Below are 22,983 nucleotides of genomic sequence, written 5' to 3' on the forward strand. Positions count from 1 at the left end.
AGCGGCCAGGAGAATCCCATGCCAGACAAGCACCTGTCGACTCAGTTCGACGCCGACCTCAACGCGATCAACACCAAGCTGCTGCAGATGGGCGGCCTGGTCGAGTCGCAGATCGAGCTCGCCATGCGCGCGCTGTCCGACTTCGATGGCGAGACCGCCGACCAGGTCATCGCCCGGGAGATCCAGCTCAACGCGCTGGAAGTCGAGATCGATGCCGACTGCGGCAACATCATTGCCCGGCGCCAGCCGACCGCGCGCGACCTGCGCCTGGTGATGGCCATCTCCAAGACCATCACCAACCTGGAGCGCGCCGGCGACGAGGCCGAGAAGATCGCCAAGCGCACCAAGCACATCATGGAAGACGCGTCGGCGCACAGCATCAATTACGCCGAGGTCAAGCTCTCGGGCGAGATGGCGATCTCGCTGCTGCGCCAGGCGCTGGACGCCTTTGCGCGCCTGGACACCGTGGCGGCGGCGCGCATCGTCAAGGACGACAAGGCCATCGACGAGGAATTCCGCGGCTTCGTGCGCAAGCTGATCACGTACATGATGGAAGACCCGCGTACGATCTCGGTCGCGCTGGATTTCCTGTTCATCGCCAAGGCGGTGGAGCGCATTGGCGATCACGCCAAGAACATCGCGGAATTTATCATTTACATTGTCAAGGGGACGGACGTCCGCCATGTCTCGCGCGAGGACATGGAGCGCGAAGCGCTGAGCTGAACTCAGCCGCCCACGGAGAACAATTACATGCCAAGCAGTATTCTCGTTGTCGAAGACGAACCGGCGATCGCCGAACTGATCGCCGTGAACCTGCAGCACGCGGGGCACTATCCGATCCGGGCCTACAACGCCGAGCAGGCGCTGTCGCTGATGAGCGATGTGCTGCCCGACCTGGTGCTGCTCGACTGGATGCTCCCGGGCAAGTCGGGCGCGAACTTCGCCAAGGAGTTGCGGGCCAACGACCGCACCCGCCAGATCCCCATCATCATGCTGACCGCCCGCGGCGAGGAGCAGGACAAGGTGATGGGGCTTGAGGCCGGCGCCGACGACTACGTCACCAAGCCGTTCTCGCCCAAGGAACTGCTGGCGCGGATCAAGGCGGTGCTGCGCCGCCGTGCGCCGCAGCTGACCGACGATGTGGTGGCCATCAACGGCCTGCGCCTGGACCCGGCCACGCACCGTGTCACCGGCCAGGACGACAGCGGCGCGATCAAGCTGGAGCTGGGTCCGACCGAGTTCCGCCTGCTGCACTTCCTGATGACGCATCCGGAACGCGTGCACAGCCGCTCGCAACTGCTCGACCAGGTCTGGGGCGACCATGTCTTTGTCGAGGAGCGTACCGTCGACGTCCATATCAAGCGCCTGCGCGCCGCGCTCACCCCCGGCGGCTACAGCAATATGATCGAAACCGTGCGCGGCAGTGGCTACCGCCTGGCGCGCACGCCCGGCGCCTGACGCGCCGGACATGGGAGGGCGGCTCGACGTGCTGCCCTGCCAGAGCCCACGCTGCTGGCAGGGCGCGGCGCATTCGTGGCACACTCCGTCGCAACCCTGCAGCCTTCCGTGGCTGCGAGCCTGAACCCTGCGCATGAATGTCATCTGGGCCCGTTCCGTGGCCATCCTGATCAGCCTGCTGGTGCTGTCCGCCGGTGTTTACCTGGCCGTGGGCCCGGTGCCAGCGCTGGCGCTGGCATGCGTATCGCTGCTCGGGCTGCTGTTCTACTACTTGTACCAGATCAACCGCCTGTGGAAGGTGCTTGATGCGCCGGTCTACGGCGAGATCCCCAGTGCACTCGGGCTTTGGGGCGAGGTGTATTACCGGCTGCACCGGCTGGTCAAGCGCTGGCGCACCCAGGTGCTGCAGGTCGAGCAGCAGCACACGCGCTTTATCCAGGCCATCCAGGCTTCGCCCAACGGCGTGCTGATGCTGGACGACGCCGACCAGATCGAGTGGTGCAACGACGTGGCCGAGCAGCATTTCGGCCTGAACGCGCGGCGCGACGTGCGCCAGCGCATCACCCACCTGATCCGCCGCCCCGAGTTCGTCCACTACCTGACCCGGCAGCGCTTCGATGACCCACTGGTGATGCGCGACATGGGCGAGCACAAGCACAGCGTGATCGCGGTGCAGATCCTGCCCTATGGCGACAACCGCAAGCTGGTGATCACGCAGGACATCACCAAGCTCGAAAACACCGAGGCGATGCGGCGCGACTTCGTTGCCAACGTGTCGCACGAACTGAAGACGCCGCTGACGGTGCTGACCGGCTTCCTGGAAACCGTGCGCGACCTGCCGGTGTCGGAAGACGACCGGCGCCGCTACATCGACATGATGCTGGCGCAGTCGGTGCGCATGCAGAGCATCGTCGAAGACCTGCTGGCGCTGGCCAAGCTGGAAAGCGATGCGCAGCCGCCCGGCAATGACATCGTGCCGATCCGTGCCATGGTGGCGCACCTGACCCACGACGCCGAGGCGCTGTCGCAGGGACGGCACCAGGTCTCGGCCGAGATCGACCCGACCGTCGGCATGCGTGGCGCCGAGACCGAACTGCTGTCGGCGCTGGGCAACCTGGTGTCGAACGCCGTGCGCTACACGCCGGACGGGGGGCGCATCACCATCAGGCTGGCCTGGGAAGAGGGTCATGCCGTGTTCTCGGTGGCCGATACCGGCCTGGGCATCGCTCCCGAGCATATTCCCCGGCTGACCGAGCGCTTCTACCGCGTGGACCGCAGCCGCTCGCGCGACACCGGCGGCACCGGGCTGGGGCTGGCCATCGTCAAGCACGTGCTGTCACGCCACCATGCGGACCTGCGCGTGACCAGCGAAGAGGGCCGGGGCAGCGTGTTCCGCGTGATCTTCCCGCTTGAACGCAGCCTGCGTTCGGCCGGGGAGGGCGCGGACATGCCAGCGCCAGGCAGCGGCCCGACCGCGCCGCCGCAGTCGCCGGACACCTCGCGGCGCGCCGCCTGACCCGTAAAGGAAAACCCCGCCGCGGCGGGGTTTTGCATGTTATGCCTCAGGGAAGCCTCCTCGGCTCCTGGCGCAAGGTGGGCAACAGAAGCCCGCTCAGGGCATCCCCCCAAACATCACCAGCATATCGTTCTGACTCACATGTGGACGCTTCGAGCGCGTCTGCTTGCGTGCATAGTTGCCGTCCGGCTGCATGATCCACGCCGAGGCGTTGTCGCGCAGGTGCACCTGCAGGCTTTCCTTGATGACGCGTGCCTTCAGCGCCTTGTCCAGCACCGGGAAGGCAACTTCCACGCGGCGGAACAGGTTGCGGTCCATCCAGTCGGCGCTGGACAGGTACAGCACCTCTTCGCCGCCGGCGTAGAAGTAGTAGACCCGGTGGTGTTCCAGGAAGCGGCCGATGATCGAGCGCACCGAGATGTTCTCGGACATGCCCGGCACGCCCGGCATCAGCGCACACACGCCGCGCACGATCAGGTCGATCTTCACCCCCGCGCGCGAGGCCTTGTACAGCTCGTCGATGATCGATGGCTCCAGCAGCGCGTTCATCTTGGCGATGATGCGCGCGGGCTTGCCGGCGCGCGCGTTGCGGGCCTCGGCGCGGATATGGTCGACCAGGTTGCTCTGCATGGTGAAGGGCGACTGCCACAGGTGGTTCAGCCGGATGGTGCCGGCGGTGCCGGTCAGCAGCTGGAACACGTGATGCACGTCTTCGCAGATCTCCTCGTTGGCCGTCAGCAGGCCGAAGTCGGTGTAGAGGCGGGCGGTGCGCGGATGGTAGTTGCCGGTGCCGAGGTGGGCGTAGCGCCGCAGCTTGACCTGCTTGGCCTTGGGGCCGGTGGGCTCGCGCCGCACGATCAGCAGCATCTTGGCGTGGCACTTGTGGCCGACCACGCCGTAGATCACGTGTGCGCCCGCGGATTCCAGGCGCTCGGCCCAGTTGATGTTGGTTTCCTCGTCAAAGCGCGCCAGCAGCTCCACCACCACGGTCACTTCCTTGCCGTTGCGCGCGGCAGTCATCAGTGCTTCCATCACCAGCGACTCATTGCCGGTGCGATAGACGGTCTGCTTGATCGCGACCACGTTGGGGTCGGCCGCGGCCAGCTGCAGCAGGTCGAGCACGGAACTGAAGCTCTCGTACGGGTGGTGCAGCAACACGTCCTGCTGGCGCATCACGTCGAACATTGACGCGCCGGCGGAGAAGGCCTTGACCGGCGCGGGCACATATGGCGCAAACTTCAGCGCGGGCCGGTCCACCATGTCGGGGATCTGCATCAGCCGCACCAGGTTCACCGGGCCGGAAACACGATACAGGTCCTGCTCGGCGAGGCCCGATTCCAGCAGCAGCCGGCGTGCCAGCGGTGCCGGCGTGTCCGACGAGACTTCCAGGCGCACCGTGTCGCCGAAATGGCGCGTGGGCAGCTCGCCCTGCAGCGCCTCGCGCAGGTCGGTGATCTCGTCTTCCGAGACGAACAGGTCGGAGTTGCGCGTGACGCGGAACTGGTAGCAGCCGTGCACGGCAATCGCCGGGAACAGCTCATGCACGAAGCCCTGCATGAAGGACGACAGCATCACAAAGCCATACGGGTAGCCCGACAGCTTCTCCGGCATCTTTACCACGCGCGGCAGCGCGCGCGGCGCCTGCACGATGGCCAGGTCGGCCTCGCGGCCGAAGGCGTCCTTGCCGGACAATTCCACCACGAAGTTCAGGCTCTTGTTGAGCACGCGGGGAAAGGGGTGGGCGGGATCCAGTGCAATCGGGGTCAGCACCGGCCCCAGTTCGCGCTGGAAGAACTCGCGCGCCCATTCGCGCTGGGCGTCGGTCCAGGTGGTGGTCAGGTGGAAAAAGACCCCCTCTTTTTCAAGTAGTGGAAAAATGGTGTTCTGCAGCATGTCATACTGCGAAGCCACAAGCCGTTGCGTGCGCTCGGTGACGAGCTGGTAGGTCTGCTGGAATGACAGGCCGTCCGGCGTCAGCCCCGAAGCGTTGTCGCGCATCTGTTCCTTCAGGCCCGCCATGCGGATTTCAAAGAACTCGTCCAGGTTGCTGGACACGATGCAGATGAATTTCAGCCGCTCCAGCAGCGGGACCTTCGGGTCCGCCGCTTGCGCCAGCACGCGGGCATTGAATTCCAGGATGCCCAGTTCGCGGTTGAGCAGCGTACTGGACGGAGTCGTCGACATGAGCATGACCTTCTTTTGGTAATGTGGCGACTTTTTCATAAAAACGTGTCACTTTTATGACAGTTTGATTTTGTCATGATGCAGACATGATCAGGACATATTTTTCCCGGGCGCGAACGCCGGCAGGCCAAGGCACCAGAGCGCACCTGCCGCGCCACGCAACGCCAACGCGAACCAGCCCTCCTAGCACACGATGAATAACACCCCACGCCTGCTGGCTGCCGTCGATATGGGTTCGAACAGCTTCCGCCTGATGATCGGGCGGGTGGACGAGACCCCCACGGCCAATGGCCCGGCCAGCCAGATCTTCCAGGTTGACGCGCTGCGCGAGCCGGTCCGCCTGGCCGCCGGCCTGACGCCCGACAAATACCTGGACCAGCCCGCGCGGCGCCGCGGTATCGATGCGCTGCGGCGCTTCGGCGACCGGCTGCGCGAGTTCGCGCCCAACCAGGTGCGCGCCGTTGCCACCAACACATTGCGCGTGGCCAAGAACGCGTCCGAGTTCCTGATCGAGGCCGAAAGCGCGCTGGGCTTCCCGATCGAAGTGATCGCCGGGCGCGAGGAAGCGCGGCTGATCTACCTCGGGGCCTCGCACGACGCCCCGGCCTGCCAGGGCAACCGCCTGGTGGTCGATATCGGCGGCGGCTCGACCGAGTTCATCATCGGCAACGGCTACCAGTCCAAGCTGATGGAAAGCCTGTATATCGGCTGCGTGTCGCACAGCCGCCAGTTCTTCCCCAGCGGCAACGTCGATGAATACGCGATGAAGCAGGCCGAGCTGGCCGCGCGCCGCGAGATCCAGGTGCTGGTGCGCCAGTACCGGGCCACGGGCTGGGAGCAGGCGGTCGGCTCGTCGGGCACGGCACGCGCGCTGGCCGAGCTGATCGAACTCAATGGCATGAACGACAGCACCGCCGAGCACGGTATCACGCGCGAAGGGCTGGAGCGCCTCAAGCGCGCGCTGATCAAGGCCGAGAACACCAACCGCGTCAAGCTGACCGGCCTCAAGGCGGACCGCATCCCGGTGCTGCCGGGCGGCTTGTCGATCATGCTGGGCGTGTTTGCCGAACTCGATATCGAGCGCATGGATGTCACCGACGGCGCGCTGCGGCTAGGTGTGCTGTACGACCTGCTCGGACGCAGCCACCACGAGGACATGCGCACCGTCACGGTGGACCAGTTCATGCGCCGCTATGGCGTGGACCGGGCCCAGTCCGGCCGCGTGCGCCGTGCCGCGCAGACGCTGCTGTCACAGTTCCCGGAGCCGGCCAACGAACGGCGCGAGGACAACCTGGCGCTGCTGGGCTGGGCCGCCAGCCTGCATGAGACCGGCATGTCGATCTCGCACAGCGGCTACCACAAGCATTCGGCCTATATCGCCACCCACGCCGATATGCCGGGCTTTTCCAAGACCGACCAGGCGCGGCTGGCGACGCTGCTGCTGGGCCATGCGGGCAAGCTCGGCAAGCTGTCGGGCAGCGGCAGGTTCGTCGACTGGCGCATGCTGTTCAGCCTGCGCCTGGCCTTTGTGCTGTGCCGCCGCCGCTCGGACGTGGCCTTGCCCGATATCCGCGTGAGCCAGTTGGCCGAGGCGCTGGACGAAGGCTTCACCGTGCGCTTGCCGAAGGCGTGGATCGAGGCCAATCCGCTGATCGAATACAGCCTGGCGCAGGAGGCTGATGAATGGCAGCGGATCGGCAAGCGCTACAAGGTCATCTATGACTGAGCGCAGTGCGGAGGGCGGCCGCCGGGGCGGCGGCCGCTGACAGGCAGCTGGCGCCGCTCAGGCGGCGTTGTTCAGGCCGAGGAAGTGACGGGCGTAGCGCGGGTTCATGTCGTTCACGCGCAGCAGCGTCAGGAAGTCAGCCACGTTGAAGTCCGGATCCCAGGCCGGCTGGCCGCAGATCTTTGCGCCCAGGCGCAGGTAGCCCTTGATCAGCGCGGGCGGCTCGACGTCCAGCTGCTGGTTCAGGTCCTCGACCGGCAGCGGCACGCGCGGGAAGGCGTGGTATTCGATTGGCGCCAGCGAGCGCTCGCTGAACAGCCGGTGCAGGCTGGCCGCGTAGTGGCCGCCGTCGTTCATCGGCACGCTGGCGCAGCCGAGCATCGATTCGATGCCCCAACGCTGCAGGTACTCGCCCAGGCCGCCCCACAGCGCCATGATGACGCTGCCCGAACGGTAGTCGCGGTGCACACAGGAGCGGCCCAGTTCCAGCATCTTGGGGCGCAGGTGGCCCAGGCGTACCAGGTCGAATTCAGATTCCGCGTACAGGCAGCCCAGGCGCTTGGCCTGGTGCGGCGGCAGCACGCGGTAGGTGCCCACCACGCGCAGCGTGGCCATGTCGCGCACGATCAGGTGGTCGCAGTAGGCATCGAACATGTCGATGTCCAGCTCCGGCACCGAAGAGGTCAGGCGCGCGCCCATTTCCTCGGCAAAAACCTTGTAGCGCAGGCGCTGGGCTTCGACTACTTCGTCCTGGTGGCGCGCCCACGCCACGCTGAGAACAGGCGATTCATGTGCCGGTGTATCTGATTGGCGATGAAGACGGCTCCGCGCCGTCTGGCCACCAAGGCCATTGGGCAGAGAGTCGAAAAGCGGCTGGGTGGGCGTCGGCAGATCTCGCATCAGTATGTCCTTTTGGTGACGAAACTGTTGCGATGCAATGTAGTGAGAGTGGGTGACATTGCCGTGACCCGCGGATGACGGTTCCGTGACGTCACCTGCCAGGGCGGACGGTCGGGCGCTTTCGGGCGATGGGTCAGGGTGTGAGTCGCGATCCTCGACGTCAATATAACGATCGGCCGGGCCATTCATGGGGAATCTCCGTGACACCTGCTATCGGCACCGGAAGAGGCGCCAAGGCCACTCTACTTACGGGAGATTCCGCCCGCCATCAGCTATTTCTGATTTTGGCGGGACAAAATGGGCCAGGTGCCGTCAGGCGGCACCTGGCATGCGGGGTGGGGCGGGGCTCAGAGGAATTCGGGGTTGATGACGGCGCGCAGCACGGTCTGCGCCTCGCTTTCGCGGGTGCGGCCGGTCAACCACCAGATGCCGCTCTTGCGCACGCTCCAGTTCATTTCCGAGCCGGCCAGCAGCAGGCTGGCGACGCGGCCGATCCAGGGCTGGTGCCCGACTACCACCACGTGCTCGGGGCGTTCCGGCCACTCGACTGCTGCAAGCACTGCGCTGACGTCGGCGCCGGGCGCAAGGGCGTCACTGATCTCCGCCTCGGCAGACAGCGCGGCCGCCGTTTCGCGGGTGCGCAGCGCAGGGCTGCAAAGGACGCGGGTGTCGGCCGGCAGATGCGCGCGCAGCCATTTGGCGGATACCTCCGCCTGCTTGCGGCCGCGGCGTGTCAGTGGCCGCTGCAGGTCGGCATGGCGGCTCAGGCTGAGCGCGTCGGGGAGGTCTTCGGCTTCGGCGTGGCGCCACAGGATCAGGTTCATGTCGGACGGGGCAATGAGCGAGCTTCGAGTATGGTGAAGCGGCCCGACCGGTGCAAGCGCCAGCTGGCCCGCGCCGGTGCGCAGGCCAGGCTGCACGCGGCGCGTAAACGGAAGCAGGCTGCCTGTCGGGCAGCCCGCAAGTGTGTCCAGGCGCGGTGTCAGCGGCGTGACAGCGCGTCGGCGCACAACGGCCGCGGCGCGGGCGACAGCCGCGCATGCGGTATCGCCGGGGCCGTGCAGAAACTCAGGACTTGTGGCGGAAGTTGATGCGTCCCTTGGTCAGGTCATAGGGCGACATTTCCAGGGTGACACGGTCGCCGGCCAGGATGCGGATGCGGTGCTTCTGCATCTTGCCCGAAGCGTATGCCCAGATTTCGACGCCGTTTTCCAGCGTGACCCGATAGCGGTTGTCAGGCAGGGCTTCCGACACCACGCCGCCAAATTCAATGAGTTCTTCCTTAGCCAATCTGTCTTCCTTTTCGGCAGCCCGTGAAGGCTGCGTGGTTGCGATTTTAAAAATCCTGTTCGGTTCGCCCGGTACGGCGCGGAACCGCGGCATGTTTCGCCGATTGCGGCGAAGCGCGCCTTGGGTTGTTCGGGGCAAGCTCACGCGGACTGCGGCGCCTGATGCTCGGTCCTGTCAGCGGTATCGCCCAACGGGCGCGGATGGCTTGGGCGACGGCCTGGCCGCTGACGGCCGGGGAGGCCGTGTGCTTTGCGGAGCAGGCGGGCAGGTTGTACCCGGTGGTTCGCCAGTTTGGTGTCGTCGCGGAAGGCCCGCGCCGGCGGCTGCTGTTCGCTCGCGAAGAGCGCGCTGGTGAGAACGCCCGGTTACAGGGATGCACGGACACCCCGGGGGCTACTTTGACATTGTATCACGTACGCAGTTGCAGCATGGCCGGCACGTTGCGGCAGATGGCCGGCCGCGGCGGTTGCACCGTGCCGCCAAAGTCGGCAATTCATGTGCCTTGAAAGGCGCGTCTTGCGGTCTGGCCGGCTTGGTATTTGCCCCATATGAGCTAGAACTAACTCGTACGGCCTTGCCGGGCCGGATCTCGCAAGGAGACTGCCATGGAACTCCATCTGGAATCGCACCGCTACGTTCGCTGCCGGCCGGACTGGCGGGCCGCCGTGGTGGCGGGGCTGATTGCCGGCGCGGTCTACATGGTGCTGGAACTGCTGACGGCGCGCTTCCTGCTGTACCAGGGCGCCTGGGGCACCGTGAAGATGGTCGCGGCCATCATCCTCGGACGTGAAGCCCTGTCTGCTGATGCCTTCAACTGGACAGTCGTGCTTTCGGCGGGGACGGTGCACTTCGCGCTGTCGATCATCCTGGCGGCGGTGCTGGCGATGATTCTGTCGTCATTCCGCTTCGATTCCAGTCTGTGGCTGGCCTCGGTGGTCGGGATCGTGTTTGGCGTGGTGGTCTACCTGGTCAATTTCTATCTGCTGGGGACCTACTTCAACTGGTTCGACGAGGCCCGCGGCTGGGAAAGCCTGTTCGCCCACGCGCTCTTCGGGTTGGTGGCGGCCGACGTCTATTGCAATCTCGAGAGACGGCGTGGCGAAACGGGGCAGCAGCCTGCCTGAACCAGGAGATGGAGATGGGGGAGGGGGTAGCAGCCGGCATCCTCCCGGCTGGCGCTCTTTCAGCTAGCCCATCTGGTTGATATGACGTTTAACGCGCTCGCACTAACCTAGAGGCAAACGATCAGAGCGGCCGCCGCCAACCATGCCCGCGGGCGGCTACACCGGAGTACCGAGCCCATGCGGGTTGCAATCGTCAGTACCGAAACCACCGGGCTCACGCCAGCGGACGAGCCTGTCAGCATCGGCCTGTTGCTTGTCGAAGTGGCGCCGCGGGCTGGCACGCTATTGCGGGAGATCACTGACTATTACGGTTCGCAGGAGCCCACCGTGCCGATCGGTGAAGCTGCCACCGGCACGCACGGGTTGACCGCGGAGATGCTGCGCGGGCGGCGCTTTGACGTCGATGCCATCCGCGCCATCGTCGACGACGCGGATGTGCTGGTCGCCCACGGCGCCGAATTCCACGCGCGAATGCTGGGAAAAGTGCTTCCCGACATCCAGCACAAGCGCTGGCGCTGCTCGGTGCGCCAGGTCCGCTGGTCCCAGTACTTCCATGCCCCCAACCACAAGCTCGATACGCTGTGCGAGCACCTGCGCATCTTCCGGCCCCGGCCGCAGGTTGCGCTGGATGATTGCCTGGCGCTGTCCAGGTTGCTGTTCCAGCACATGGGTGCAGCCGACCAAGCCACGCCCATGGGCTTCCTGCTGGCCGAGTCCGACTTCGTGCCGCGTATTGCGATCAGCGTGCCTGTGCCATCGGCGCCGCCGCCGTTACCTGCGGTCCCGGCCGACGCCGGCCAGTCATGGATGCCAAAGGTTGAGACCAGCCATGCTGGCCCAAGCCGGGGGCTGGTCATCGTTGCGGTGATGCTGATGCTGTTCGCGGGGGCGCTGATCTGGCCGGACTTGCTGCAGTGGTGAGAACAGACCTGTACGGCGCTTGGAGGCCGCTTGGCTGAAAAGAAAAACGGCCTGGATCTTTCGATCCAGGCCGTTGTTTCCACTGGGTATTTCTGGTCGGAGCGATAGGATTCGAACCTACGACCCTCTGATCCCAAATCAGATGCGCTACCAGGCTGCGCTACGCTCCGAAGCCCGCCATTGTAGCCGGGCCCCGCGATCGCGGTCAATCTAATGTGATGATGCCCGCTCTGGCGCACTCAGCCTTGCCGGCCTGCTCCCCCTTCTGGCGGGGACGCTTTGGCTTGACTTGGGTTTGCGCGCTGGGATAATCCGCACACCGCACCAGTCCGACCGGCGTGCTTTTGGGAACGCCCGGTTTGCCTATTCCTTCCGGACTGACCTGATCACCACAACAATAACGGCGCTCCCGCCCGCGGCGGGCGCCTCGACGTGTTTGCGTCTGCCGGCCGGCGGCGCCAGGCGTTCTGAAACCGGGTATGCGGCTTTGATAACAACGGTCCGACACAGGACCGGTAAAGAGCAGGTAACAGCGGCGCCATGCGGCGCACCGCTTGTCACCTTGGACGGGAATGAAGATGTTTCAGTCGCACATAGTTGTGCTCATCGCGGGGTTGTTCGCCCTGCAGATGGCTGTGGTTTGCGTGGTGTTGCGCCGCTCGGCGGGCATGGATCGCAGCGGCCTGACGTCGTGGGCGCTGGGAAGCGTGCTGGCCGCAATGGCAGCGGCCCTGGCAGCGGTGCAGGAACTGCGCCCGCTGTGGCTGGTACTGGAATCGAGCGACCTGGCACTGCTGGCGGCGCTCTCGGTCATGGCAGTGGGCGCGCGGCATTTCGCGGGCCGGCCCGGCCGCGCCGCGCCGTTGCTGGCGCTGAACCTGGCAGCCGCGGCGGCGGTGGCCTGGCACGACCTGGCGCCTCAATATCTTGCCGTGCCGCCGCTGATGCCGGAGATGGCACCGCTGCTGACGATGTGCCACATCGCACTGCTGCTGGACCTGGCCCGCAGCGCGTGGCCGTCGGTGCCGGCCACGCGCGGCACCGGCCGGCTGGCAGCGTTGTCGCTGGTATTGATCGTCATCGCCGCGGCGGCCATCAACGCATGGACCGTGGCGCTGCCGCTGGCGGCAGTCATGCAGGGCGGCGCCTGGCCGCGGCCGATGCCGTGGGACGGCGAGCTCGCCATGCTCAATATCTTTGCACTGGTGGGCGTGTCGGTCAGCTTTGCGCTGATGGCACACGACCGGCTGCGGCGTATGCTGGAGCGGCGCGCGCGCCATGACGACCTGACCGATGTGCTGCTGCGCGGCGCGTTCTGGGAAGAGCTGGAGGCAGCCTGCCTGCGCGCCGAGCGGCAGCGCAAGCCCCTGACGGTGGCCTTTGTCGACCTCGATCACTTCAAGGCAATCAATGATGTCTACGGCCACCTGGCGGGCGACAGCGTGCTGCGGCATTTCGCCGGGCAGCTGCGCAAGAATTTTGGCCAGCTCGAGGTGGCGGGGCGCCTGGGCGGCGAGGAATTTGCCATCCTGATGCCGGATACGGCGCTGGAGCAGGGCCGGCTGGCCTGCCTGCGGCTGGCCACGGCGGTGCGCGCCACGCCATGCCCGTCCGAGCCCGATCCGATCGCCTATACCGTCAGCATCGGCCTGGCGGCGCGGCAGCCGGGCGAAGGCGCCGATGCGTTGATGCGCCGTGCCGACCGTGCGCTATACGACGCCAAGCTGAAAGGGCGCAACTGCGTGTCCCTGCATCCGGCAGGCAGCGAGGCGGGCACCGATGGCGGCGCGGCCGATGGCCACTACATCACGCGCGGACAGCCGCGCGCCGCATCCTGACCTGCGCCGCTTGTCACTGCGCAGCGGTGCTGCGGTAGAATGCCGCCTTCGCGTCCTTAGCTCAGTTGGATAGAGCACTCGCCTTCTAAGCGAGCGGTCAGAGGTTCGAATCCTCTAGGACGCGCCAGTGAAATCAAGGGTTTGCGGGGTGTCGCCCGCGCAGGCCGAAGCGCGCCCCACGTCAGTGGGCAATCTGCGGGCAATTCTGGCCTTCGATGCGAGTGCCATGGAGCTCAGAACGGTCAGTGGCCGACTTTATCGGCTGCGCGACGCCGCCAGCGTGGCGGACCTCTCTTCGCGTCGTGGACCACCATGAAGCCCCCTCCGCCGATATTGCCGGCATTGGGTAGGGCTACCGCGTGCGCGAAGCCCACCGCCACCGCCGCGTCCACCGCGTTGCCGCCAGCCTTCAGGATGTCCAGGCCGATCCGCGTGGCCGGTTCCTGCTCCGTCGCCACCATGCCGTTGCGCGCCACCACCGGGTGGAACACGTCCACGTCCATGTCGAATTCGTAGGCGGCGCTGGCGGCCTGTGCTGTCGCGGTGGTGGCCGGCGCCAAGACGGCCGGATCTGCAATGACGGGCGCATAGCGCGGGGCGGCGGTCTGTGCGATAGGGGCGGTGTTGCAGGGAAGCTCTCGCAAAAGGACCCATCCCGTTTGCGAAGGTTTTCGAGTGCCCCGACGTGACCCGCCCTTTGGCCGGTCGGCGACGCATGCCAAACATGCGGATTGGCAATCGGAGATTGGATGGAAACCGCCGGGGGTGCGTCGAAAGGCTTATGTGAGGCCGTCGTGACTGTTAGCCACGTCTCGCCCCGCCTTGCGCGCATTTCAGCCCATTAATGGCGGCAACTTCTCGCGCCGTCTACGTGGCAGCAATCCCTCCTGTTTTGATGCAAGGAATGCATCAATTCATCGAAACATTGCAATTCCCCTCTGCAAGTTGTCTCTGCAAACTGGCATCAATTCGCCTTTCCCGTTCGCGGGGCAGGGGGAGGTGACGACAATAAGCCGAAATGGGGAGATAGGATGGGCATCGAACAAGAACGGAAAAGTCGGTTAAACGGGAAGTTGGCGGCCGGGGCGGTCCTTGGAATTGCGATCACTACTACTGTTCAGGCACAGAGTTCGTCCGGAGTAAGCCTGTACGGCATCATCGATACCACCATTCGCTACTCAAACAATAACCAGGGCGACAATAAGTTGGCTGCGTTAACCGACGGCTATTTCAACGGCTCACGCTGGGGCATGCGGGGCAACGAGGCGCTCGGAGGCGGATTGTCCGCCATCTTCAATTTGGAGAGTGGCTTTGATCCCTCGACCGGCGTATCGCAGCAAGGCACCACAACGGCAAACTATGGACAGCAGAGTACCGGCGGTCAGGGGCGTTTGTTTGGAAGGCAGGCATGGGTCGGATTGAACCACGAGCGCTTCGGTAGGCTAACGTTCGGCCGGCAATTCACCACCGGCTACGATGCGACCGCCCGCTTTCAGCCTAACGGTCACCCCAATCTGGACGCAGTCACCATCTTTAACGGCTATACGGGACCGCGCCAAGACAACATGGCGAAATACGTCGGACAATGGGGAGCGCTATCTGCGGGAGCGTATTACACCTTTGGCGAAGTGTCGGGTCATATGAAGCCGAGCTCTAGTTACGGCGCAACTCTCGGCTATAAGCAGGGACCGGTGGACGTCGGTGGCTTCTGGCAGCAGGCCAACGCGCTAACCACGCCCGAGTCGAGAAAAGTCTGGGGCGTGGGTGGCAACTATCAATGGGGGATAGTCAAGCTAACCTTCGGCTATCTAAACAATCGATTCGATGTGAGCCCGACGCGAAACGATGTATTCAGTGGCGGCTTCGCTGTGGCGGCTACCTCTGCTCTCACGCTATCCGTTGCGTCGCACTACGACCGCCAGCGCAATGCCTCCGGCAGCCGCATTATGGTGACCGGCGTCGCGGACTACAACCTTTCAAAGCGCACTGACATTTACGCCGAAATTGATTTCAATCGCATCAACGGTGCCTATGCGCTGCCCACCTTCATGGGAGTGAAAGGCAGCAAAGTCGGCGGTGGCATCGGCTTGCGACATCGCTTCTAGAGCGGTCCATTGTTCTGCCAGGCGGCTAACTGGTGCGTCGGCGCTTCAATGTGCCCAACTATTCTTCGAATTGATCTAACTCCGCTGGTCCCGCGCGTGAACGGCATTCGGGCTAGCACAAATGCAAGGAGCCAGCAGTGGACGAACAGGCAGTTGACCCCAGGACGTGGATTGGACGCAGCGAGCAGTGGGAGGACACAGTCACTGCCGCGCCGATCGCAGCGCTGCGTGCGACGATGGATTACCCCGCAGCAGCGCAGACAGCAGGCACTCCATTGCCGCCACTGTGGCATTGGCTTTATTTCTTACCCATGCATCGTCAAAGCGAAATTGGGCACGATGGCCATGCCAAGCGCGGCGGCTTTCTACCCCCTGTGCCATTGCCCCGCCGCATGTGGGCAGGCGGCCAATTCGAGTTTCGCCATCCACTTCGGGTGGGCGACAAGATCCAGCGCACCTCCGTCATCGACGATGTTACAAGCAAGGAGGGGCGGACCGGAAAGTTAGTATTTGTAAGAGTGCGTCATGAGATCCGCGCCATCGGTACTGCGGAACCGGCGTTAGTGGAGTTTCACGACATCGTTTACCGAGAGGCACAGCAGTCGGGCGAGGCGCCTGTCATGCCCCAAGCGGCGCCCGCGGAAGCGGCTTGGCAGCGCCAAATTGTTCCGGACGACGTCTTGCTGTTCCGCTATTCGGCCCTGACTTTCAATGGGCATCGCATCCACTATGACCGTCGCTACGTGACAGAGGTCGAAGGCTACCCCGGCTTGATTGTCCACGGCCCGCTGATCGCTACGTTGCTACTGGATCTGCTGCGGCGTGAATTGCCCCAGGCAGAGGTCGCCAGCTTTCGATTCCGTGCGGTGCGCCCGACCTTCGACCTGCATCCCTTCCGGGTCAGCGGTCAACCGCAGTCTGACGGCAAAACAGTTCGCTTGTGGGCATCCGACCACGAGGGCTGGCTGACCATGGACGCCACGGCAGTCCTTCGCTGATTTCGCTTTACGGAAGATCCTGATGCAACCCCTCAAAGACATCACGGTTGTCACATTTGAACACGCGATTGCGGCGCCTTTTGCCACACGGCAGCTTGCCGATCTGGGTGCACGAGTTATTAAGATCGAGCGGCCTGGGGTCGGCGATTTCGCCCGTGGTTACGATGAGCGGGTCCGTGGCCTGGCCTCGCATTTCGTCTGGACAAACCGCTCGAAGGAAAGCCTGACGCTCGATGTCAAGCACCCGGCCGCGGCTGGCGTATTACAGCGTCTGATTGAGGAAAAGGCGGACGTGGTGGTTCAGAACCTCGCACCAGGCGCCGCAGCACGGCTTGGTCTGGGCTACGAAACGCTTTCCGCCGTAAAGCCCCAAATCATTGTGTGTGATATTTCGGGCTATGGCGACAACCCGAAGAATCCTGGACCATACCGCGACAAGAAGGCCTATGACCTTCTCGTTCAGAGCGAAGCCGGATTTCTGTCCGTGACGGGGACGCCTGACGTGCCTTGCAAGGCTGGGCCTTCCATTGCCGATATCGCCGCCGGCATGTATGCCTACACAAACATTCTGGCCGCTCTGTTACAACGCAATCAGACGGGCCGAGGGCAACGTATTGACATCTCCATGCTAGAGGCGCTGGCGGAATGGAATAGTTACCCTCTCTACTACGCTTTTGATGGGGCACAGCCGCCGCAGCGCACGGGCGCAAGCCACGCCACAATCTACCCCTATGGACCGTTTCCGGCTGGCGATGGGGCGACAGTAATGTTGGGGTTGCAGAACGAGCGGGAATGGGCAAACTTCTGCAACACAGTGCTCCAGCGGCCCGAACTGATCGAAGATCCCCGCTTTAGCTCAAACTCGAGACGCGTGGCCGAGCGCACTGCACTGAGGCAGATCATCGTAGATGCCTTTTTGCCTCTAACCGGTGCCCAAGTGGTGCAGCGATTGGAGTTGGCCCAGATCGCGAATGCCAGTGTCAATGACATGCAGGGGGTGTGGGAGCATGCTCAACTCAAGGCGCGCGGCCGCTGGACTGAAGTCGACTCGCCCAAGGGCATGCTGCCGGCTCTCTTGCCCCCAGGAACCTGGAACGAAGGGCCGCGTATGGATCCGATACCGGCACTTGGTCAGCACACCGACACAATTCTCGCGGAGCTTGGATACGCCTCCGACGAAATCGCCGTGATGCGCGCTGATAGCGTTGTGTAACGCCTGGCCTAGCGCACCATACATGTGACCTAACGGAGACATAACCTATGGCTTCCACCATCATTGATTCCCGCATTTTTGGCGACATGTTTAGCGACGCGCGCATGCGCGAAGTGTGGTCCGATGAAAACCGCACGGCTAAATACCTGGACATCGAGCGAGCATTGGCAAAAGTGCAAGGTGAGCTTGGCATCATCCCGCAGGAAGCGGCCGACGAGATCGTCAAGAATTGCGAACTTTCCCAAATTGACTGGGTTAGGCTCAAGGCAAAGACTGAACAGATCGGATATCCGATTATCGCGGTGGTCAACCAGATCAACGCGAACTGCCGGGATGGGCTTGGCGAATTCTGCCATTGGGGTGCCACCACCCAGGACATTACCGACACAGCGGCGGTGTTGCAGATGCGCGAGGGCCTGGCACTGATCGAGTCGGATCTCGACGACATCGCTGACGCGCTTGCGACGCTGGCGAAGCAGTACCGCGACACGCCGGTGATCGGTCGGTCCAACCTGCAGCAAGCCACCCCTATTACGTTCGGCTACAAGATGGCCAGCATCCTTGCTGGCATCGAGCGCCACCGCGAGCGGCTACAGCAGTTGAAGCCGCGAGTGCTAATGGGTGAGTTCGGCGGCGCATCCGGTACGCTTTCCTCGTTGCAGACGGGAGCCATGGAAACACAGGCTGCGTTGATGAAGGAACTTGGGCTGGCGCAGCCACTGATCTCCTGGCACACGGTGCGCGATACGATTGCCGAAGTGGGCGCGTTTCTCGGACTCGTCGGCGGCTCGCTCGGCAAGATCGCCATGGACGTGAAGCTCATGATGCAGACCGAAGTTGCCGAGGTGTTCGAACCCTTTGCGCCGGGGCGCGGCTCTTCATCGACCATGCCGCAGAAGCGCAACCCGATTTCGTGCCTGTACATCCACGCCAACATCTCGGTTGCACGGCAGCACGCGGCGGCCCTGATGGATGCGATGGTGGCTGATCACGAGCGTTCAACAGGCCCGTGGGAGATCGAATGGGTATCCCTACCGGAGATTTTTTGCCTGATTTCCGGTGCCCTGAAGCAGGCGAAGTTCGTGTTGCAGGGCTTGGAAGTGGACGCGGCTCGCATGCGCGCGAATATCGACATGACAAACGGGCTAGTTATGTCTGAGGCGGTGATGATGGGCCTGGGTCCATATATTGGGCGCGAGTATGCGCACGATCTGGTCTATGACCTTTGCCGCGAGGCCATTGCCAACAACCGACCCTTGATCGACATCCTCGCGGCACATCCGGAAGTAAGCAGCCACGTGTCACGCGCACAACTCGAGGCCATGTGCGATCCACGCAACAATCTTGGCCAAGCCGGCGTAATGGTCGACAGGGTACTGGCTAGCCGGCGCTAAGACGCACTGCCAAGAAGAGCATGCCGGCCTGCCGTCCGTGAGCCGTCGGCGCGCCAAGGTCGGTCCGCGGGGCGATTATTTGCCACGCCGTTTGCCGGCGGGCGCGCCACGTCTTGGTCGTGTTTCGCAAAGGAAGTCATAGAGCTGCTGCGCGGCAGGTGTTAAGGATCGGCTCTTGCGGCGTATTAACCCAATTTTGCGCGTCACGACCGGGTCGGTTAGTGGGACACTAACTAGAAGCGGATGATCTGGACCTGGCATGGCGATGGATGGCACCGCTGCGATGCCAAGCCCGGCTTCGACCAAGCCCAAGGTCGTGGTGACGTGCTGCGTCTCGTAGATACTCTGCGGCAATCGTGACACGTTCGAAAGCGCCTGATCGAGGAGCAGCCGGTTGCCGGAAGCTTTGCTGACCGAGATGTAGTCATATTCGGCGAGGTCTGCCCAGGTCACTTGCCGTCGCTCCGCGAGTGGATGATCGCGACGGCAGGCCGCAACGAACCGTTCCTCCAGCAAGGGCCTGAATTCAATGTCTGGCTCTTGGCCTCCCACGAAATCGATCCCGAAATCTGCTTCACTGCGCGACACCGCTGACAGTACCTCGTTTGCGCTGGCATCCAGAATCTTTACCCGAATCTTCGGATACTGCGCGTGGTAACGCGAGATGACTTGCGGCAAGAAGTAATAAACCGTCGACGGTACGCAAGCAATAGTCACTTCCCCCATCCGCGTCGTTGTCACTCCGCGTATGCCCAGCAGTGCCTGATCCAGTTCGTCAAGTATCTCCTTTACCTTTCGGTCGAAATCCCGGCCGACGGTCGTAAGGCTAACCCGGCGGGTGGTGCGGTCGAGTAAGCGCACTCCCAAGGCCTCTTCAAGCTTGTCTATGCGACGGCTAAAGGCCGGCTGTGAGACGTTCAGGGAGGTAGCCGCCTTGCGGAAGCTATTCAGTTCGGCAACGGCACGAAACGCCTGCAAATCATTGAGGTTGAAGTTGATGGTCATTGCACTTTCCCGAGCGTCATCACTGATGCGCATTGTGCATCAATTGATCCTAAAAATTCAATTCACTAAAAGAAGGGAAACCACGAACATGACCAGACGGCTCCAGTAGGCCGACCAAAAAACCACATCATACGGAGCAGACAGATGCAATCATCGAAGCGACTTTTACTTTGCAGCATTGCGATCGCGGTATCACTTGGCAGCGTCAGCGCCTTTGGTGCGTTCCCTGACAAGAGAATTTCGCTGGTAGTGCCCACCGCAGCGGGAGGCGCTAATGACGCCATGGCGCGGGTAGTTGGCCAGGCAATGTCGACCATTCTCAATCAGACAATCGTGGTCGACAACAAAGCGGGGGCGAACGGCGCGATTGCCAGTGAGTTTGTCATGCGTGCCCCACCGGACGGCTACACGTTGCTACTCGGCTACGTGGCGACACATGCCATGAACCCTGCGCTGCAGAAGCTTCGGTACGATCCCGTTAAGGATTTTGTGCCCGTTGGCATGGTGGGTTCTTCGGCAACCGTGATGGTCGTCAATCCAAACCTGAAGGCCAACGATGCCAAGGGAGTCGTGACGCTACTCAAAGCAACGCCAGGAAAGATCAGTTACGCGTCGGCGGGCAATGGAACCGCTCCGCATTTTGCCGCGGAGATGTTCAAACTCTCGACCGGCACCGAGATGCTTCATGTGCCGTATAAGGGGTCAGCTCCGGCGATTAACGACACAGTTGCCGGGCAGACACAAGTGATGTTTCCGAGTCTTTTCACCGCCATGCCCCAGTTGAAGAACGGCAAGCTGAAGGCGGTCGGGATTGCAGGCAGCAAGCGCTCTTCGCTGATGCCAGAGTTGCCCACGCTGAAGGAACAAGGGATCGACGACGTTGATGTTTCCCAGTGGTATGCCATCTTCGCCCCCGCGAACACACCAGCCCCCGTTGTAGAAGCATTGAACAAGGCATTAAACCAGGCGTTGAAGGATAAAGCCGTTGTCCAGCGTTTGGAGGGACAAGGCGCAGAGGTTACGACCATGTCCACGGCCCAGATGCGAACATTTATTCAGGAGGAACAGGTCAAGTGGAAGAAAGTAGTTCAGGCGGCAAAACTGAAGGCGGACTGAGATGAGCAAGACAATACCTTGCGTGCTGATGCGAGCCGGCACCTCGCGCGGGCCGTTCTTTCTGCGGGAGTGGCTGCCCGAAAGCGTAGAGGCTCGCGACCAGGCGTTGATCGGTGCCATCGGTGCCTCCGACCCGCTTCAACTGGACGGGGTGGGCGGCGGTAGCACGCTGAACAGCAAGGTGGCGATTGTTTCGCGATCCACGCAACCCGGCTGTGACCTTGACTACCTGTTCGTACAGGTAGGAGTGGGTAACTCCTCGGTGGACACCCGGCCCAACTGCGGCAATATGCTTTCCGGAGTCGCACCCTTTGCGATCGAGCAAGGCCTGGTTGCAGCCCAACTCGGCTCAACCCGCGTGCGCGTTCACAACGTCAATACAGGCTCGCGAATCGATGTGACGGTCCGCACGCCTAATGGGCGGGTCACCTATGACGGCGACACTCGAATCGATGGCGTTGCGGGCACTGGGTCACCAATCTTGCTCGATTTCGTCGATGCGTGGGGCGCAGTGACCGGAAAGGTCTTTCCGACGGGCAACCGCGTTGACCTGATTGACGGCATCGAAGTGACTTGTATCGATGCGGCGATGCCATTGATGCTCGTCCGGGCACGCGACCTCGGTGTCAGTGGACGCGAGGCGCCGGCCACGCTCGACAATGATCCGATACTGCTTGCGCGTCTGGAAGCGCTGCGCTTGCAGGCTGGGCAGTTGATGGGGCTGGGCGACGTCTCGGACAGCGTTATTCCAAAGCCAGTCCTGGTCAGCCCCGGCGATTCGCCGGAAAGCATTACGTCGCGCTACTTTACGCCCCGCAAATGTCATGCGTCGCATGCAGTCACCGGCGCCATCGGCGTTGCCAGCGCATTCGCCTTACCTGGGACGGTTGCTAGCCAATTGACCCGATTGCCCGGCCGCCACGCACTTGTCGTCTTGCACCCAGCGGGACGGATCGAAGTGGAGGTGGAATTGGAGGGGGAGGGCGATGCGGCTACTGTAACAAGAGCGGCTCTCGTTCGAACGGCACGCAAGATCATAGAAGGTCAGCTCCATCTGCCCGAATATGTCTTCTCGCGGCCGGAAGGCAGCCGAGTAAAGCAGGCCTCGGCTCGGCATTCATTGCGGATCATCGTACCAACCCGTGCCGGAGGCGGCAACGATCTTGTGGCACATCTTATTGGTCCCAGGCTTGGGCGACTGCTGGGGCATGACGTCATCATCGATAACCGTCCCGGTGCCAACGGCGGCATCGCCTGCGAGTACGTGGCGCGGGCAGTACCCGATGGTCAGACGCTCTTGCTCGGCTATATTGGAACTCATTCAATGAATCCGGCCCTGCAACCTGTTGGGTATGATCCGGTTTCGTCTTTTTCTCCGGTCGGGCTTATAGGATCGTCACCGATATTGTTGGTGGCGAATCCAATGCAGACGCCGCTTGACCTGGGTACGCTGGTCGCCCACATGAAGCGCGAGCCTGGAAGGTTTCGCTACGCGTCCGCAGGGGACGGTACACCGCCGCACTTTGCCGCAGAGCTTTTCCAACTGGCCACTGGCACTTCGATGCGCAGTACTACCTTCGAGGGCGCAGCGCCTGCCATCGCGTCGACCATTGATGGACGGACACAGGTTATGTTCGCGAGCCTGCTGACAGCGTATCGGCCGGTGGGTGCCGGTCAGTTGCGAGCACTGGCAGTCGCCGGACCCAAACGTCTGCCAGTGCTGCCAGAAGTACCGACGCTTGCGGAGTTGGGCGTGAGGGGCATGGAATTGACTCAGTGGTATGGTCTGTTTGCCCCGGCGGGAACTGCTGCCACGATGGTGGAGCAGCTCAATGGCGCCTTGGCTGCAGTCCTACGGGATCCAGAGGTCAAAGAGGGCTTCGAGAGCTACGGCGCAGCCCCCGAGCCGGGCGGTTCCGAACTTCTCGCAAGACGGGTGGAGACTGAACTAGAGCGCTGGCAGCGCATTGTTAGGGTGTCAGGTCTTGCGCCGTCGTCGATCGACGGTGACCCGGTGCAACAGTTTCTGGAGCCCTGCTAAATTACTTCGTAAGAGGTAGCGGTCGGTAACCGATGTGGTGCCTGCAACCGGCGCACGCTCGATTGTTGGGGTTCGCCTGCCTGCGAAAACGGAGATACTTTGGGACAACAGAACCGGTTATGGACGGCCGCCATGCTCGACCATCGCTGTGATG

At 63.1% G+C, this 22,983-nt stretch carries 18 protein-coding genes, 2 tRNA genes and 1 pseudogene; 14 read left to right on the forward strand and 7 right to left on the reverse strand.

Annotated features, from left to right (window positions below; genetic code table 11):
- Nucleotides 1-18: 18 nt before the first annotated feature.
- The 3 genes from phoU (at nucleotide 19) to phoR (ending at nucleotide 2,974) form a co-directional block, all read left to right on the forward strand.
- The gene (gene phoU, locus I6H87_RS13620; RefSeq protein ID WP_010814308.1) at nucleotides 19-723 is read left to right on the forward strand and encodes a phosphate signaling complex protein PhoU; all 705 of its coding nucleotides are present in this window, start codon (nucleotides 19-21) and stop codon (nucleotides 721-723) included.
- 27 nt (nucleotides 724-750) lie between these two features.
- Nucleotides 751-1,458, forward strand: coding sequence for a phosphate regulon transcriptional regulator PhoB (gene phoB, locus I6H87_RS13625; RefSeq protein WP_010814307.1), 708 nt, complete (start codon nucleotides 751-753; stop codon nucleotides 1,456-1,458).
- A 133-nt stretch (nucleotides 1,459-1,591) separates the two neighbouring features.
- On the forward strand, nucleotides 1,592-2,974 hold the full coding sequence (gene phoR / locus I6H87_RS13630) for a phosphate regulon sensor histidine kinase PhoR (protein WP_010814306.1): 1,383 nt from the start codon (nucleotides 1,592-1,594) through the stop codon (nucleotides 2,972-2,974).
- Nucleotides 2,975-3,070: 96 nt separating this feature from the next.
- On the opposite strand, the gene ppk1 is transcribed toward phoR, so the two are convergent.
- A complete protein-coding gene (gene ppk1, locus I6H87_RS13635) occupies nucleotides 3,071-5,158 on the reverse strand; it encodes a polyphosphate kinase 1 (protein ID WP_011615655.1) in 2,088 nt (695 codons plus the stop codon).
- Nucleotides 5,159-5,351: 193 nt separating this feature from the next.
- Here ppk1 and ppx point away from each other — a divergent pair, with 193 nt between their 5' ends.
- The gene (ppx, locus tag I6H87_RS13640; protein WP_010814304.1) at nucleotides 5,352-6,884 is read left to right on the forward strand and encodes an exopolyphosphatase; all 1,533 of its coding nucleotides are present in this window, start codon (nucleotides 5,352-5,354) and stop codon (nucleotides 6,882-6,884) included.
- A gap of 57 nt (nucleotides 6,885-6,941) precedes the next feature.
- Here the strand turns inward: ppx and I6H87_RS13645 are convergent, their stop codons facing one another.
- The 3 genes from I6H87_RS13645 to infA form a co-directional block, all read right to left on the reverse strand.
- Nucleotides 6,942-7,784, reverse strand: a complete 843-nt coding sequence (locus tag I6H87_RS13645; RefSeq protein ID WP_011615654.1) for a GNAT family N-acetyltransferase — start codon at nucleotides 7,782-7,784, stop codon at nucleotides 6,942-6,944.
- Between the two features lie 347 nt (nucleotides 7,785-8,131).
- Entirely contained in the window at nucleotides 8,132-8,608 is a 477-nt protein-coding gene (locus I6H87_RS13650) for a SixA phosphatase family protein (protein WP_010814302.1), read from the reverse strand.
- A gap of 244 nt (nucleotides 8,609-8,852) precedes the next feature.
- Nucleotides 8,853-9,074, reverse strand: coding sequence for a translation initiation factor IF-1 (gene infA, locus I6H87_RS13655; protein WP_008641674.1), 222 nt, complete (start codon nucleotides 9,072-9,074; stop codon nucleotides 8,853-8,855).
- A gap of 605 nt (nucleotides 9,075-9,679) precedes the next feature.
- On the opposite strand from infA, the gene I6H87_RS13660 reads away from it, so the two are divergent.
- Complete coding sequence (locus I6H87_RS13660; protein WP_010814300.1) at nucleotides 9,680-10,198, forward strand: hypothetical protein; 519 nt, start codon at nucleotides 9,680-9,682, stop codon at nucleotides 10,196-10,198.
- A gap of 177 nt (nucleotides 10,199-10,375) precedes the next feature.
- Nucleotides 10,376-11,119, forward strand: a complete 744-nt coding sequence (locus I6H87_RS13665) for a DNA polymerase III subunit epsilon (protein WP_010814299.1) — start codon at nucleotides 10,376-10,378, stop codon at nucleotides 11,117-11,119.
- 93 nt (nucleotides 11,120-11,212) lie between these two features.
- Here I6H87_RS13665 and I6H87_RS13670 read toward each other — a convergent pair.
- Nucleotides 11,213-11,289, reverse strand: a tRNA-Pro gene (locus tag I6H87_RS13670).
- 408 nt (nucleotides 11,290-11,697) lie between these two features.
- Here I6H87_RS13670 and I6H87_RS13675 point away from each other — a divergent pair.
- On the forward strand, nucleotides 11,698-12,957 hold the full coding sequence (locus tag I6H87_RS13675) for a GGDEF domain-containing protein (RefSeq protein WP_011615652.1): 1,260 nt from the start codon (nucleotides 11,698-11,700) through the stop codon (nucleotides 12,955-12,957).
- Between the two features lie 50 nt (nucleotides 12,958-13,007).
- Nucleotides 13,008-13,084 (forward strand) — tRNA-Arg (locus I6H87_RS13680).
- Nucleotides 13,085-13,244: 160 nt separating this feature from the next.
- On the opposite strand, the pseudogene I6H87_RS13685 reads toward I6H87_RS13680, so the two are convergent.
- Nucleotides 13,245-13,571 (reverse strand): annotated as a pseudogene (locus I6H87_RS13685) (gamma-glutamyltransferase); the annotation flags it as partial.
- Nucleotides 13,572-13,988: 417 nt separating this feature from the next.
- Here I6H87_RS13685 and I6H87_RS13690 point away from each other — a divergent pair.
- The 4 genes from I6H87_RS13690 (at nucleotide 13,989) to I6H87_RS13705 (ending at nucleotide 18,667) form a co-directional block, all read left to right on the forward strand.
- Nucleotides 13,989-15,062 carry a porin gene (locus I6H87_RS13690; RefSeq protein ID WP_010814296.1) on the forward strand — a complete coding sequence of 358 codons (1,074 nt, stop codon included), beginning with the start codon at nucleotides 13,989-13,991 and terminating at the stop codon, nucleotides 15,060-15,062.
- Between the two features lie 137 nt (nucleotides 15,063-15,199).
- Entirely contained in the window at nucleotides 15,200-16,060 is an 861-nt protein-coding gene (locus tag I6H87_RS13695; RefSeq protein ID WP_011615651.1) for an HTD2 family dehydratase, read from the forward strand.
- A gap of 22 nt (nucleotides 16,061-16,082) precedes the next feature.
- Nucleotides 16,083-17,273: a CaiB/BaiF CoA transferase family protein gene (locus tag I6H87_RS13700; protein WP_011615650.1), complete on the forward strand. Its 1,191-nt coding sequence runs from the start codon at nucleotides 16,083-16,085 to the stop codon at nucleotides 17,271-17,273.
- Nucleotides 17,274-17,320: 47 nt separating this feature from the next.
- Nucleotides 17,321-18,667 (forward strand): class-II fumarase/aspartase family protein, encoded by a 1,347-nt coding sequence (locus I6H87_RS13705; RefSeq protein ID WP_011615649.1) that lies wholly within the window; start codon nucleotides 17,321-17,323, stop codon nucleotides 18,665-18,667.
- Nucleotides 18,668-18,742: 75 nt separating this feature from the next.
- Here I6H87_RS13705 and I6H87_RS13710 read toward each other — a convergent pair whose 3' ends face one another.
- A complete protein-coding gene (locus I6H87_RS13710; RefSeq protein WP_010814292.1) occupies nucleotides 18,743-19,672 on the reverse strand; it encodes a LysR family transcriptional regulator in 930 nt (309 codons plus the stop codon).
- Between the two features lie 144 nt (nucleotides 19,673-19,816).
- Between I6H87_RS13710 and I6H87_RS13715 the strand changes: the two genes are divergently transcribed.
- Entirely contained in the window at nucleotides 19,817-20,788 is a 972-nt protein-coding gene (locus I6H87_RS13715) for a Bug family tripartite tricarboxylate transporter substrate binding protein (protein WP_011615648.1), read from the forward strand.
- A 1-nt stretch (nucleotide 20,789) separates the two neighbouring features.
- Complete coding sequence (locus I6H87_RS13720; RefSeq protein WP_011615647.1) at nucleotides 20,790-22,829, forward strand: 4-oxalomesaconate tautomerase; 2,040 nt, start codon at nucleotides 20,790-20,792, stop codon at nucleotides 22,827-22,829.
- The last annotated feature ends 154 nt before the right edge of the window (nucleotides 22,830-22,983 follow it).

Origin of the sequence: Cupriavidus necator (assembly GCF_016127575.1) — a bacterium.
Taxonomy (GTDB): domain Bacteria; phylum Pseudomonadota; class Gammaproteobacteria; order Burkholderiales; family Burkholderiaceae; genus Cupriavidus; species Cupriavidus necator_D.

Bases quoted from the DNA above. Each gene is read 5' to 3' on its own strand.
- I6H87_RS13675 (WP_011615652.1), top strand. From the start codon at position 11,698: ATGTTTCAGTCGCACATAGTTGTGCTCATCGCGGGGTTGTTCGCCCTG.
- ppk1 (WP_011615655.1), bottom strand. From the start codon at position 5,158: ATGTCGACGACTCCGTCCAGTACGCTGCTCAACCGCGAACTGGGCATC.
- I6H87_RS13660 (WP_010814300.1), top strand. From the start codon at position 9,680: ATGGAACTCCATCTGGAATCGCACCGCTACGTTCGCTGCCGGCCGGAC.
- ppx (WP_010814304.1), top strand. From the start codon at position 5,352: ATGAATAACACCCCACGCCTGCTGGCTGCCGTCGATATGGGTTCGAAC.
- I6H87_RS13645 (WP_011615654.1), bottom strand. From the start codon at position 7,784: ATGCGAGATCTGCCGACGCCCACCCAGCCGCTTTTCGACTCTCTGCCC.
- phoB (WP_010814307.1), top strand. From the start codon at position 751: ATGCCAAGCAGTATTCTCGTTGTCGAAGACGAACCGGCGATCGCCGAA.
- I6H87_RS13665 (WP_010814299.1), top strand. From the start codon at position 10,376: ATGCGGGTTGCAATCGTCAGTACCGAAACCACCGGGCTCACGCCAGCG.
- I6H87_RS13650 (WP_010814302.1), bottom strand. From the start codon at position 8,608: ATGAACCTGATCCTGTGGCGCCACGCCGAAGCCGAAGACCTCCCCGAC.
- phoR (WP_010814306.1), top strand. From the start codon at position 1,592: ATGAATGTCATCTGGGCCCGTTCCGTGGCCATCCTGATCAGCCTGCTG.
- I6H87_RS13715 (WP_011615648.1), top strand. From the start codon at position 19,817: ATGCAATCATCGAAGCGACTTTTACTTTGCAGCATTGCGATCGCGGTA.
- phoU (WP_010814308.1), top strand. From the start codon at position 19: ATGCCAGACAAGCACCTGTCGACTCAGTTCGACGCCGACCTCAACGCG.
- I6H87_RS13720 (WP_011615647.1), top strand. From the start codon at position 20,790: ATGAGCAAGACAATACCTTGCGTGCTGATGCGAGCCGGCACCTCGCGC.
- I6H87_RS13690 (WP_010814296.1), top strand. From the start codon at position 13,989: ATGGGCATCGAACAAGAACGGAAAAGTCGGTTAAACGGGAAGTTGGCG.
- I6H87_RS13705 (WP_011615649.1), top strand. From the start codon at position 17,321: ATGGCTTCCACCATCATTGATTCCCGCATTTTTGGCGACATGTTTAGC.
- I6H87_RS13700 (WP_011615650.1), top strand. From the start codon at position 16,083: ATGCAACCCCTCAAAGACATCACGGTTGTCACATTTGAACACGCGATT.
- I6H87_RS13710 (WP_010814292.1), bottom strand. From the start codon at position 19,672: ATGACCATCAACTTCAACCTCAATGATTTGCAGGCGTTTCGTGCCGTT.